The sequence below is a fragment of the Bradyrhizobium hereditatis genome (assembly GCF_020329435.1).
GTDB classification, from domain to species: Bacteria; Pseudomonadota; Alphaproteobacteria; order Rhizobiales; family Xanthobacteraceae; genus Bradyrhizobium; species Bradyrhizobium hereditatis.
Genome location: NZ_JAGKJK010000017.1, coordinates 100,326 through 113,079, shown reverse-complemented (window position 1 = coordinate 113,079; position 12,754 = coordinate 100,326). Strand labels below are relative to the sequence as shown.

13 protein-coding genes and 1 tRNA gene are annotated in these 12,754 nt (G+C 61.8%); 6 read left to right on the top strand and 8 right to left on the bottom strand.

All coding sequences use genetic code 11. From position 1 onward, the window contains the following. Both J6524_RS30750 and chpT read right to left on the bottom strand, forming a co-directional pair. On the bottom strand, window positions 1-337 hold a 337-nt coding region (locus J6524_RS30750), incomplete at its 3' end, for an Hpt domain-containing protein (protein WP_225677629.1). 192 nt (window positions 338-529) lie between these two features. Beyond that, window positions 530-1,177, bottom strand: a complete 648-nt coding sequence (gene chpT / locus J6524_RS30745) for a histidine phosphotransferase ChpT (protein ID WP_225677628.1) — start codon at window positions 1,175-1,177, stop codon at window positions 530-532. Between the two features lie 148 nt (window positions 1,178-1,325). On the opposite strand from chpT, the gene cysQ reads away from it, so the two are divergent. Further along, a complete protein-coding gene (gene cysQ / locus J6524_RS30740) occupies window positions 1,326-2,147 on the top strand; it encodes a 3'(2'),5'-bisphosphate nucleotidase CysQ (protein ID WP_225677627.1) in 822 nt (273 codons plus the stop codon). 1 nt (window position 2,148) lies between these two features. Here the strand turns inward: cysQ and J6524_RS30735 are convergent, their stop codons facing one another. Further along, window positions 2,149-2,625, bottom strand: coding sequence for a YHS domain-containing (seleno)protein (locus tag J6524_RS30735; RefSeq protein ID WP_376712099.1), 477 nt, complete (start codon window positions 2,623-2,625; stop codon window positions 2,149-2,151). Between the two features lie 252 nt (window positions 2,626-2,877). On the opposite strand from J6524_RS30735, the gene J6524_RS30730 reads away from it, so the two are divergent. The 3 genes from J6524_RS30730 (at window position 2,878) to J6524_RS30720 (ending at window position 5,166) form a co-directional block, all read left to right on the top strand. Beyond that, window positions 2,878-3,561: a DUF1134 domain-containing protein gene (locus J6524_RS30730; RefSeq protein ID WP_225677626.1), complete on the top strand. Its 684-nt coding sequence runs from the start codon at window positions 2,878-2,880 to the stop codon at window positions 3,559-3,561. A gap of 128 nt (window positions 3,562-3,689) precedes the next feature. Continuing rightward, the gene (locus J6524_RS30725) at window positions 3,690-4,973 is read left to right on the top strand and encodes a coiled-coil domain-containing protein (RefSeq protein WP_225677624.1); all 1,284 of its coding nucleotides are present in this window, start codon (window positions 3,690-3,692) and stop codon (window positions 4,971-4,973) included. A gap of 118 nt (window positions 4,974-5,091) precedes the next feature. Next, window positions 5,092-5,166: transfer RNA gene (locus tag J6524_RS30720), tRNA-Val, on the top strand. Window positions 5,167-5,512: 346 nt separating this feature from the next. Here J6524_RS30720 and J6524_RS30715 read toward each other — a convergent pair. The 3 genes from J6524_RS30715 to J6524_RS30705 all read right to left on the bottom strand — a co-directional run bounded on the left by J6524_RS30715 (window position 5,513) and on the right by J6524_RS30705 (window position 7,158). Further along, window positions 5,513-6,016 (bottom strand): methyltransferase family protein, encoded by a 504-nt coding sequence (locus J6524_RS30715; protein ID WP_225677623.1) that lies wholly within the window; start codon window positions 6,014-6,016, stop codon window positions 5,513-5,515. A 384-nt stretch (window positions 6,017-6,400) separates the two neighbouring features. Further along, window positions 6,401-6,946 carry an RNA polymerase sigma factor gene (locus J6524_RS30710; protein ID WP_225677622.1) on the bottom strand — a complete coding sequence of 182 codons (546 nt, stop codon included), beginning with the start codon at window positions 6,944-6,946 and terminating at the stop codon, window positions 6,401-6,403. Between the two features lie 5 nt (window positions 6,947-6,951). Then, a complete protein-coding gene (locus tag J6524_RS30705; RefSeq protein WP_027558682.1) occupies window positions 6,952-7,158 on the bottom strand; it encodes a YgaP family membrane protein in 207 nt (68 codons plus the stop codon). Between the two features lie 909 nt (window positions 7,159-8,067). Between J6524_RS30705 and J6524_RS30700 the strand changes: the two genes are divergently transcribed. Then, window positions 8,068-8,397, top strand: a complete 330-nt coding sequence (locus J6524_RS30700; RefSeq protein ID WP_225677620.1) for a hypothetical protein — start codon at window positions 8,068-8,070, stop codon at window positions 8,395-8,397. Between the two features lie 204 nt (window positions 8,398-8,601). Further along, window positions 8,602-9,378 carry a response regulator transcription factor gene (locus tag J6524_RS30695; RefSeq protein WP_225677619.1) on the top strand — a complete coding sequence of 259 codons (777 nt, stop codon included), beginning with the start codon at window positions 8,602-8,604 and terminating at the stop codon, window positions 9,376-9,378. Between the two features lie 33 nt (window positions 9,379-9,411). Here the strand turns inward: J6524_RS30695 and J6524_RS30690 are convergent, their stop codons facing one another. Beyond that, window positions 9,412-10,758, bottom strand: a complete 1,347-nt coding sequence (locus tag J6524_RS30690) for an HlyD family type I secretion periplasmic adaptor subunit (protein WP_376712098.1) — start codon at window positions 10,756-10,758, stop codon at window positions 9,412-9,414. Between the two features lie 206 nt (window positions 10,759-10,964). Then, a complete protein-coding gene (locus J6524_RS30685; RefSeq protein WP_312002510.1) occupies window positions 10,965-12,728 on the bottom strand; it encodes a type I secretion system permease/ATPase in 1,764 nt (587 codons plus the stop codon). Window positions 12,729-12,754 lie beyond the last annotated feature (26 nt).

Sequence of the window (12,754 nt, the reverse complement as noted above, 5' to 3'; positions counted from 1 at the left end):
CTTCGTCGGTGCCTTCCGGCTCGGTCTCGGTGGCCTCGAGGCCAGCGAGGATCTCCTTGATGCGGTCGATCGAGGACAGGATCAGCGTGACGGCCTCGGCCTTGACCGGCATGCCGTCGCGGAACTTGCCCATCAAGGTCTCGCCGGCATGGGCGAGCGCCTCCAGCCGCGGCAGGCCGAGAAAGCCGCAGGTGCCCTTGATGGTGTGGACCAAGCGGAAGATGTTATCCAGGATCTTCGCGTCGCTCGGGTCCTGCTCGAACCGCACCAACTGATTGTCGACCGTATCCAGGCTCTCGCTGGTTTCGGTCAGGAACTCCCGCAACAAGTCATCCATGAAACTGGCCTTCGTACGCACCGGCACGCGACATCAACGCGCCTTACGGAACGAGGCCAGCTTCTATGCAAAGCGTTTAATATTGGTTGAGCAAATGGAAAAGAACGGGATCAACAAAGAGATAAGCGGCAGAAATAGAATCTGCCGCCTTTTCTCAACCGTTGGTTAACCATGTTTGCGCGTTGAAGCGCTTTAGGAAGCGGTGATGACCACCTTTTCTCCATCGGGCGCCAGCGTCACGCTCAGCCCGCAGGCCTGCGCGAGCAGCCGCGTATAGTAAGGCTGCACCGCATGCGCATCGACGCCCGCCGTCGAGTTCGCGCTTAAGAGATCGACGATGTTCTGCGGCACGCGGGCGTTCAGGCCGGTTGAGGTAACACGAAAGCTCATCGTCTCGCCCTCGCCGATCGGATCGATTGTCAGCGTGCCGCCGCGCGGGATTGTCTGCTGCGCGATGATCAGCATGTTCAGAAGCAACTTCACGCGATTCTTCGGCAACAACAGGCGCGGCAAATTCCAGGTCATGGTAACCTTGCCGTCCTCGATGTGACCGCGCGCCATGGTCTGGGCGTCGCCGAGATCGATCTGCGCGCCCGATGATCCGGCGGCGCCGAACGCCAAACGGCAGAACTGCAACCGCGCGGAAGCGGTCTTGGCGCTCTTGCGGATCAGGTCGAGCGCGAAATCGCGGTCTTCGGGCTTGGGGTTATCGTCCAGCACCTCTAGCCCATTGACGATGGCGCCAACCGGGCTGATGAGATCGTGACAGACTCGCGAGCACAACAGCGCCGCAAGTTCGAGGGTGTCGGGAGCCGGACCGGGAGACGAAGTGCCAGACATCATGGGTTCCTGGAAAGCCGCCGAGTACCGATTGCTGGCGGACCGTTACGAATCACGCGTGCTTATCGGTTTGATACACTGCGCAGCGCTGTGCTGCCAGCACGGGGCGGCAATGGTAAGGCAGGACGAACAGCTATAGGGTCAGCTCATGAATGAGGCACGCCCCATACTCGACCGCGACGCCGCTGTGGCCCTGATCGATCCGCTGACCGAGATCGTGATCCGGGCCGGCGCCGCCATCCTGGCGGTCAATCGTTCCGCCATGCGGGTCGACGGCAAGATCGACGGATCGCCAGTAACCGAGGCGGACCTGGCGGCCGACCGCATCATCGCCGAAGGCCTCGCGCAGATTGCACCGGCGATACCATCGCTATCGGAGGAACGCGTGCAGCCGGATGCGCTGTCGCTAAGAGAAAGTTTTTTCCTGGTCGACCCGCTCGACGGCACCAAGGAGTTCGTCGCCGGCCGCAAGGAATTCACCGTCAACGTGGCGCTGGTGACCGATGGAACTCCGCTACTCGGCGTCGTCAGTGCGCCGGCGCTGGGGCTGGTCTGGCGCGGTCTCGTCGGCCGCGGCGCGGAACGACTGACGTTGGGCGAAGGCAAGCCGCTGATCGAGCCGGTGCATACCCGCCCCTGCCCGCCGCGCGGCGATCCGTGGACGGTCGCGGTCAGCCGCCTGCATGGCGATGCCAGGACCGAAGCCTTCATTGCGGAACGGCCGAGCGCGATCAGATGCGAGCTCGGCTCGGCGGTGAAATTCGGTCGGGTCGCCGAAGGCGCCGTCGATATCTATCCCCGCCTGTCTCCGACCTCGGAATGGGACGTCGCCGCGGGCCACGCGGTCGTCACGGCCGCCGGCGGCCGGATCACGGATTCGCGTGGCGCGCCGCTGGTTTTTGGCACGCGACGGGACGGCTTCATCGTCCCGGAATTCATCGCCTTCGGCGATCCAAAAGCTGCGCCTTAACCTACTGCGCCAGCCCCTGCTCCAGCGCAGGCCAGCGCGTGGTGGCTTCTTTCAGAAAACGCTCCGGCTCCGCGGCGAACGCATCGCGGTTTTCCTCGCGGCCGAACAAATAGAGCCGCTGTCCCGCGACTACCCAGAAGCGCGGGTTGCCCGCATAGGTCACGCCGCGCCCCAGATCCACCGGATCGTAGCCGCCGAACTGGGGCCCGTAAATTTCCGGATGCGCCACGAAAGAGGCGCGATTACCTTCGTTACGAAAGCGCCAGACGGCACCACCTCCGCGTGCTTCGAAGTCCGGCAATCCCTGAACGGCCATGGAGTCGGTGAAATACGCGACAGGATCGAAGCCGCCGATGGCGAGACCTGAGTAACGGTTCACCACGATCCGCTCGGTGGTCGCCGCTCGCGCGGCGAAATCAAGGCCGAGCGCGCTAAAAAAGCTTGCCAATAAGGCAAAAAGGGCCAATTGGGGGCGCAAAGCGTATCTTTCCTGCCGTTGTGCCGTCGTTGTCTGAATTGGTACCAATTGCACCGCTGATTTTCCTTGGCCGATGGCAGGAAGCCTGAAAGGGTGGATTTGTGCCGTCATATCGAAGCGAAAATGCCGTTGTGCCGTCATAGTTGGTGCCGATAACATTGCGAGTCGAGGGGACACTGGGCGCAACCTAGAGCCATGCTTGTTGGCGTCAGGTTAAGGCGGCGGCCAGAATTCGATGCCAGGGGTTCTTTCATGACGTTTGCTTCACACCTTGCCGCGGTGACGTTCGCCGCGCTGATGTGCTGGACCGTGCCGGCCTCGGCGCAGCAGCCGCCGGCCTATCCGGCCCAGCAGCCGCCGCCGGCTTACCCAGCGCAGCAGCCGCCACCGGCGTACCCTGCGCAGCAGCCGCCGCCGGGGGCCTACCCGCCACCGCAACGCCAGCCGGGGCCCGAGACGTTCGGGCCCGAGGAGCTGGTTTCGGCCGGGCACAAATTCTTCGGCAACGTCTCGCGGGGGCTGGCATCCATCATCGAGCGTGCCGTCAGCCAATGGGGTCTGCCCAACGGTTATGTGCTCGGCGAGGAAGGCTCGGGCGCTTTTGTGGCCGGCCTGCGGTATGGCGAAGGCACGCTCTACACCAAGAACGCCGGCGACTTACGGGTGTACTGGCAGGGACCGTCGGTCGGCTTCGACTGGGGCGGCGACGGCGCGCGCACCATGACGCTGGTCTATAACCTGCCCGCGACCAACGCGATCTATCAGCGCTTCGTCGGCATCGACGGCTCCGCCTATATCGTCGGCGGCTTCGGCATGACGGCGCTGACCGCCAACAACATCGTGCTGGTGCCGATTCGCTCCGGCATCGGCTTAAGGCTCGGCGCCAATGTCGGGTATCTCAAATATACTCCGCGCGCGACCTGGAACCCGTTCTGAGCCGTTCCCTTACGTCACCACACGTCTCCCCAGATGGATTCAGGTTAACGCGGCAATGGGCTGGCGTTGCGCGGGCGCGGCGTGGCATTGTGATTAACGAATCCTAATCTCGTGTGGAGTGACCATCCATGATCGAACCGATCATGTATCTGGCGATCGGTTTTCTGGTCTCCATGCTGTTCGGCCTCATGATCGTGCCCCTGGTGCACAACCGGGCAGTGCGGCTGACGACGCGACGGCTCGAGGCGGCAACCCCGCTGTCGATGGCCGAGATCCAGGCCGACAAGGACCAGTTGCGCGCGGAATTCGCGATGTCGGCGCGGCGGCTCGAAATGAGCGTCGAGCAACTCAAGAACAAGACCACCAGCCAGCTCGCCGAACTCGGCAAGAAAAGCGATGCGATCAACCGCATGAAGATCGAGCTCGGCGAAAAGAACGCCACGATCTTTGCGCTAGAGGCGCGCGAGAAGGCGATGAAGGAGCAGTTGCGCGCCACCGAAGAGGAATTCGCCGCCAAGACCGAACTGTTGCGCAGCGCCGAACAGGCGCTGACCGACAAGCAGTCCGAACTCGCCAGGATCAATCAGGAATTGAACGACCGTTCGATGGCGGCGGACAGCCGCCAGGTCGAGCTGGTCGCGGTGCGCGCGCAGATCGAGGAATTGAAGGGCCGTGTTGGCGACGCCGAAAAGGAATTTTCGACGACGCAGGCGCGCCTCACCCAGGAGCGCGCCGATTCCGAGCACGCCTCGCGCGAACTAGCGGAAGCACGCGGCCGCGTTGAAAATTTGAGCCAGCGCGTCACCGATCTCGACCGGCAATTGCTCGTGCAGGTCAAGGAAGCCGAGATGCTCGGCAACCGCGTCAACGATCTCGAAGCGCGGCTGGCAACGCAGGGCAAGCTGCTCGCCGAGCGCGAATACGAAAACAACCAGCTCAGGCAAGCGAACGAGAACGCCGAACGCGCCGCGCGCGAATTGCGCGAGGAGATCGCGGCGATGAACGGCGGCAAGTCGCCTATCGTGGAAAAGTTGCGCGCCGAGAAGGCGGCAGTTGAGGAACAGCTCCGCATTGCCCGCGACGAGCGCGCAAAGCTCCAGCGCGACATCAACGCGATCCAGCAGCAGGCCGAAAGCTCCTGGCAGACCGAGCGGATGGAGAACGCTCTGTTGCGCGAGCGCATCAATGACATCGCAGCGGAAGTGGCCAAGCTTGCCATGCAGCTCGAGGGACCGAATTCGGCGATCGAGGCGATGCTGGCGGCGGAACCGGCGGTATCGAAAGTGCCGGCCAAGCCCGCCAACGACGTTGCCGGCGCCCCGCCGATCGGCGCTGAAGGCGGCGGCACGCTGGCCGAGCGCATCCGCGCGCTGCAGTCCCACGCCTCGCGGGCCCGGCAGCAGGGGGCATAATTTCTCCCCGTCCGGCGCGAAAACACGCCGTTTCGGCCCGACTGATCGCTTGACACTAAGGGTCGGTACTCCGTAAATCGCGGCTCTGACGGGGCTCCTTGTTCGCCCACATTTTTCCGGACGCATAGCTCAGCGGGAGAGCGTTCCCTTCACACGGGAGAGGTCCAAGGTTCGATCCCTTGTGCGTCCACCATTCTGCCTCCTGAACCATACCGGGTGCGGGCAATCATCGACGTCAGGCGCTCGCCGGCGGCCTTTGTAACGGTCCCATCAAAATATCGAAAACAACCCCATGCAAAGTAGCCGATGCTACCGGCGTGACGGCCTACACACCAGAGAACGCCGAAGAGCTTTGCATGGTGCTCTCGATGCGTTCGCGCGCGTGCTCGGGGATCGTGATTTGTAATTCATGGATTACATTTCGCCTGCCAGCCTGTAATCCATAGATTATACATGATCCGTGACGGCGACCCTGCCGAGATCCGTGATGCCCTCAATGTTGTTGCCAGAGCGCAGTGCCCGTCGTCATGATGCTCGCGCTACGGGACTCGCCATGGGGTCAGCCGTGGAACCCAGCGCGGGACGTTGGCCCGAAAGTCCTCGTACTGCGCGCCAAACGTCTGCTTGAGCGTTGGTTCTTCGTACACCAAGACGAAGACGTGGAAAAAGAGCCAGAGCAGCGCGGCATACCAGAGGAGGCGCCAATCGCCGAATAAAAATGCTTGACCAAAGATGACAGCAGTGACCCCGACGTAAATCGGATTTCGCACGTAGCGATAGAGACCCGTGACCACCAGCTTCTGTGTCGGCGCGATCGGGGCTGGCGTTCCCAGCCCCTGCAGTGCAAACCGCGCGAACGAATCCACGACCCCGGGCACTCCGGCAATGATCAACATAAGTCCGATGGCGCGGGTCAGTTCAAAGCCGAAAAAAGCCGGCCGGAACTCCCAATGTGTGATCCACCATGGGACGAACCCCGCCAGCACCAAGGGCGCGACGACGAAGAATAGAGCAGAGCCCAATACCGCGATCGTTTTCGGCATGGCACCTCCTTCCCGTCCTGTCGCAAGGCGGTCGGCAAAATTGAACCGTTGCATCATAGCGCCATTACGGCGAACACGTAGTGCCCATCATCATCGGCCACGGCGCGCCAGCCCCGACATCGAGGCGCCGGCTCATGCACGCAAGCAACTATCTTACCGTTGAATCGCGACGGCCCTGCGAAAGCGTCTCGACCAAGCCCACAGTCCAGCACATCGGGCATCCGCGTAGCGCGACGAGGGCGGCAACGCCCGCGATCAAGGATAGCCAAGGTTGCGCGGTCTGGTGGACGATGGCCCAAGCGAGTAGCGCCGCCGCAGCTGCGCCGCGCATCAGGTGTGCGCCTAGGAAGGCGCTCCCGAACATGCCGACTCCACGAAAGTAATTCATGTGCTCTCTCGTCCGCTGTCCTTTGTGCCGAGCAGGTATTCGCGCACTAATGTGCGGGCGCGGCGCAGGCGGCTTTTGGCCGCTTCGCGCGTCACGCCGAGCCGCCCAGCGATTTCCCCAATCGTCAGATCTTCGAGATCTCGCAGCAGCAGCACTTCGCGATGCGACGGCGAAAGCGACTCGATCGCATTGACCAAGTCTATGCGTAACTCGTCCGGCGGGACCTTTGCGAGCTCGCGTGACTCTTCCAGGCTGGCGAGCTCCTCGACTCCCCGCATCAGCATCAGCGCCGGCAGCATGCAAAGGCGCGCGATGACGGTCAGCAGCCAGCCGACGAGTGCGGCTGGACTGCGGATCGCGCCCACGCGCCGGTACACGACGATGAGTGCTTCTTGCACCACATCTTCAATGACCGAGGTGCGGTAGCAAAGGCGCCGGGCGTAGCGTCGAATGTCCGGCTGCAGCGCCACCAAGAGCTGTGTGAGCGCGTGCCGGTCGCCCGACTGTGCCGCGAGCAAGAGATCGTCTGATACGCGCGCCAAGGCGGTCACCCCTTCAGTGGCTCGCGCCCGGCGACGGCGCAAGCAGGACAATAGCCGAACACGCCAGTGACCAGCGTCACCACACCCGCACCGCTGAGCAGTAGCCCGAGCGGCGAAGCGTGCAGCGCAACCACGCCGCAGATGAGCATCAAGCCCCCGCCGATCAGCCTAGCCGCGCGCTCCCACCCGCCAACGTTCTTCCTATACCACATGGTTCTGTGCTCCGGTTCGTGACGCGCCGCTATGGCGCATTCACCCAGACAAGAGGGCGCAAACCCGGCGCCGGGGTCGCGGCACAAAAAAAATTTGAGGGGGGGGGGTGGCAGCTTCAGCAGGCTGGCGTGGGCGTCGGGTGCGGGCCTAGGCCGCTGAGGAACGCCGGCATCGGGTCGCCGGGGTGTGGACATACGATCCGGCAAAACTCCCGCCCGCGCCGAAGAGGTGATCGAATAGGACGCTATTTGCTGCACTGCGTTGGTCGCCGATGGCCCATCGCATCATTTCGCTGCGATCCGGAATTTGATCGCTACCGGGGCAAAGCGGGACTCTCGTGCGCCGGTCAGCTCGGTCGATTTATGGCTAAATCAAAAACCGCCGCCCTTGTGGGGTCGGCGGGTTTCTAAGTGGCCGTGTCGCCCACGCATAGTCAGCGCGCCGTGAAATAACGGGCTTTCACCTCTTACAACATCGAATGTGCCTGCATTACCTATGCTGCACTTGCGGCGGCGAAGGCCGGGCGTTTAACAACCACTTAATACTTTTGCGCAAATGATAGACAACCAGCGCAAAATTTAGATCGCCGCAAGAAGTGCGGGCGGAACTCAGGCACCTGATGAGGGAATGGCATGAGAACGCTTCTCATTGGCACTCTGGCTGCGACCCTGGTTGGTTGTAGCTGTATTTTACCGCCGCAAGCGAGCATGGAAGCATGCACGGACCCAAGCGGGTTCGGCTGTCTCAACGGGATTGCGGCTAGTCAGCCGAGCGAACCGAAGCCGGCGTCATCGAGGACCAGCTCCGTGAAACCAGCGAGGTCCACGATCGCGGCGAAGACGGAAGAGCCGTCGGCTGGCGACATCCCTGATAAGCCCCGACTTGCTGAGAAAAAGACGAAGCCCACAATGATCGACGCGAAAGTCGAGGCGCCGCCGTCTGCACGGTCCGCTGAGATGCCCGATCCAGTCATTGTCAAGGCGAAGACCACGATTGCCGCGAAATTCGAGGACCCGGCGTCCGCCGAGTTCGGTGAGATGAAACGGGCCATCCGCAAAAATACGCTCGGAAAATCCGTCGACACCATTTGTGGCCGTGTCAAAGGAAAGAAAGCATCGGGTGAAGATACCGGAGAGAGGCCGTTTCTGTATCTCGTGACGGAAGATGAAGCATACGTCGTCGACGGTCCCGCAAATTCAGCGGCGGCGAGCGCGTATCGCAACATTTGCAGCAGCTAGCCTGGAACGACAGAACCGCTGCCAAGACCTATTGCAACGGACCAGAAGGTCCCCTGACGGTCTTCCTGCGAACGAATTCGAAAGTCGGAAGTCACGTCGTGATCAGCAGCAATTCGCTGCAAAGTGTGTGGGGCGGATCTGCTCCATGGAAAATGGAAATCAAAATTGTGGAGTGGACAGCTAATTTCTCAATTCGGGGACATCATGGACGATTTTTCTAATCCCGCAGAACTAGCCTTGATTTCACAAAACTTGCCGGTGCTCGTGATCATTGAGCAACACGTCCTGGCGCGTACGTGCATCTTGAATATTCTCAAGCGAGAGCTCACTGGATTCGAGATCGTCGAGATGGCAACGACTGATGGCCTGAACTGGCTATCCGGCAGAGACATCCGCTTGATTGCGCTAAACATCGGGCACAAGCAGATCACTGATCCTTCGATCGAGGAGAGCCTCGCCTTCCTTGCAGAAACCTGCCCGAAAGCGTCCGTTGCCGTGTTGTCAAATCGCGACGACGATGCGACAGCTTCGGCTGCGATGCAACGCGGAGTGCGCGGCTTCTTTCCGACATCGATCCCCGTCGAAGTCGCTATTGCCGGATTACGCCTGGTCCTTGCCGGTGGTGTCTACCGACCGTTGCCGATCGTCGGGCAAAATGGAGGGACGAGCCTCAAGGCGATATCGGAATGCCGCGATGCGTCCGAGCTATTCGCAAGCAACGAGGGTAACGGCGCCACCAGGATTGTGCCGGAGAAGGCGATGGGCGACCTTACGCCACGCGAACAACACGTGCTCGAGGCGCTGCAGCTCGGCCTCCCCAACAAGTTGATTGCCGTCCGGCTCAACCTTTCGGAAAACACGGTAAAGATGCATATTCAACGCATCATGCGAAAATGCTCCGCGCATAACCGCACCGAGGCGGTCGTTCGCTGGAGCCGGCGAGCCAACGTCCTTCAGCCCTCACGGGTGCGGTCATCTTGAGAATGTCCTGAGCTCCGCCGTTCTGGGCGCAGCTTAGTCCTCGCGGAAGGCGCCATGGAAGCTGTCGAGCAGCGGCCTGAGAGCGTAGAGCGCCACAGTGCCGCGACCCGTCTTGATGAACACCTGGGCCGGCATTCCCGGAATAATCTGGACATCATCGATCCCGGTGACCGGCGGGTCCTGCACCCGAATCTTCGTCGCGTAGTAAGGCTGATCCGTGCGCTTGTCGACCAAACGGTCGGCAGAAACGTGCGTCACAGTCCCATGGAGCCGTGGTACGCGGCGCTGATTGTAGGGCAAGAGATTCACCTCGGCGCTCAGCCCGGGACGGACCACATCGATGTCCTCGGGCCTGACGCGCGCAATTACGATAAGCCGATCTTGCCGAGGAACCAGATCCATCAGAGGTGCCCCAGCGCCGATCACGCCGCCCGGCGTATGGATCCTCAGGTCGGTTACAACGCCGTCTTCGGGCGCCTTGACCGCCGTTCGCGAGAGTTGGTCGTCTGCCGCCCGCAGTCGTTCCCATATCTGAAAGATCTGGTTCTGCACCTCGCGCAGCGACTGCGCGATCTCGTTTTGACGGTCATGCTCCAACTTGAGGAGAACGGCCTCGGATTCGTTGATAACTTGGCCGGCCCGCGATATCTGCGCGACAATCTCACCCCGCCGTCCCTCGATGTCAGCGATTTCCCTCTCAAGGTTCAGAAGCCGCGGGCGTCGCTCAAGTCCTTTGTTGACGAGCATGGCGACGGTTGCCGCTTCCTCGCGGACGATGTCGATGCGCCTTGCGGCCGCGCTTTCCTGCGCCCTGAGCCCCTCGATCTCCTTTTCCACCTGCAATCTCTTTTCCGAATTTACAGCCGCTTGTGATCGAAAGACCTGCCGACGCGTTTCGAAGATGGCTTGCTGTCCCGCAAGGACGTCCGCGACTGAGGGACTCGCCATCTGCGCCATCTCGAGCCTGGCCGGAAACGATACCCGCTCTTCTCCTCGCTGTTCCGCCTGCAGCCGTGCTTCGCGTGCCGTCGCTTCCCACAACTGGCCTTGCAGGCTCTGGGCTTCGGCGCGAGCCTTGGTGTCTTCCAGCGAGATCAGTGTTTGGCCGGCGCGGACAACATCACCATCCGCGACCAGAATTTCCCTGATGATGCCACCCTCGAGGTGTTGAATCGTCTTGCGGCTCGACTCGGATTCGACGGTGCCGACAGCAATCGCGGCGCTCTCGAGGGGGGCATAGGTTGACCAGGCACCGAGACCAACGACAAAGCCGAAAGCCAGCACGTTGCCTGTCCAGGTGATACCGCGAAGCCGGTCACGGAGCGGTGGCGGCGCCGATCTCAACCACCGTGGGACTTTCCAAATCTCGGCGTGAGCGATCGCAGTTTTCAGACGATCCCACCCTCTTCGGGCCAGGAGATCTTGGAAACGTCTGATACGGATCGAGATGACACCGCGAACCCTGTTGCAGAACGCCGCCGATCTCAACCACCGTTGAACCGCCCGAATGTAAAGGCGAGCGAATGAAATTCTCATGAGATCCCATTCCCCTCAGGCAAAGCGATGGTGAGGATATTTGCCGCCGATCATGGCAAGCTCGGCTGCGGCCAGGCGCCGACGCCGCTTTCATACTTCTGGTCTGAACGAGCCGGCACGGGTTGTGTAGCGACCTGGGGACGGGCCAGGCACCTCTCGAAAATTTCCCTGCTGTCGCCGAATGCGCTGACGGCACCATCCTGCATGATGGCAATCTTGTCCGTTGCGCCGAGAATCCCGATCCGGTGGGTGATGATGATGACAGTGGTGTTGGCCGCCTTCATCCATTCAATAGCGTCGAACAGCATGCGCTCGCCGAGCGCGTCGAGGCTGGAGTTAGGCTCGTCGAGGACCACGAGGTGCGGATCGCCGAAAAACGCCCGTGCAAGGCCGAGGCGCTGGCGAAACCCGCGCGGCAGATTGGCGCCTCCGCTAGCGAAGACCGTATCGTACGACTGCGGCAGCCGGATGAGCGTCTCGTGAATGCCGGCCAGCTTTGCCGCTTCAATGACCTTCTGCAAATCGGCGTCGTCCAGCCGTGCAATGATGTCCTTTGCGGTTTCTCCGAAGAGATCGATATCCTGCGGCAGATATCCAACTCGCCGGCCGCCGCCCGAATCGCGCGCGGCTGAGATGTCGATGCCATCGAGCAGCACCGACCCTGCCGCTGGAGCCGAGATTCCAGCAATGATCTTCCCGAGCGTGGATTTGCCGGAGCCCGATGGACCGATGATACCAAGGCATTCACCTGGCGCGAGACGGAACGACACGCCCTTCACGAACAACTGGTTCGTTCCTGGCAGGGTGGCGCCGATATTGTTGACGATGAGATCGCCCCTTGGCCTGTCCGGGAGAGTCCGGACGCTGGCAACCGGGGTAACTGTGGACATGATGTCATTGAGCCGGCGGTAGGCGGCGAGAGCCATCGCGAACGCCTTCCAGCCCGCAATCGCTCCTTCAATGGGCGGGAGCGCGCGTCCGAACAGCATGCTCGCGGCAAAGATGATGGCGGGATTCCTGTCCTGCTCGAGAACGAGCCAGGCGGCGGTGCCCATAATCACGACCTGCGTCAGCGCCCGCACGGGTTTGGAGATCAGCATGATGGTTTCGTGGCGGCGCTGCGCCACCTCTTGCTCGCTCCGCGCATCCTGCGCAGCCTGACGGATCAGGCGTGTGGCGCCGTCGAGCATTCCCATGGCTCTGATCACCTGGAGATTTCCGACGGCCGTGCCGAACCATCCGTGGCTCCTCGTCAGCGCAGCAGCCGATCGCGCCAGCGGGCCCTGCGTGAGCCGGTCTCCGGTAAGCCCAAGAGCAAGCAGGAACAGCGCGCTGAGTGTGCCGATTACGCCCAGCAAGGGATGCACGAGGAAGAGAACGCCGAGGAAAAGCGGCGTCCATAGCGCGTCAAACAGCGTAGAGCAGGCTCCAGACTGTGCGAACTGACGCAAGGTCGCAAGATCGCGATAGGCTTCCGATGCGCGCGCCCGATCGGCCTCATAGGCGTATTTGAAGCACGCGGAGAGCGCTGCCGGGTGGAGTTCTTCTTCAAGCCACTCGCCCATTCGGCCCAAGGCAGCGCGGCGCAGCGCATCAAGCACGCCGCCAACCACGACGCTAAACGCAACAATCAGCGTCAGCATCAGGAGCGTAGCGCCGCTGCGACTCGACAGGACGCGATCGTAGATCTGAAGCAGATAGATCGAAGGCGCGAGGAGAAGAAGATTGTAGCTGCAGCTATACGCGAAAACGAGCCCGAGCGACCCAACGCAGGCCCGCAAAGCCGCTTTCAATGGCGTCCGCGCTGGTGACATTGTTTGCAGCCGAAGCGGTGGCGTCA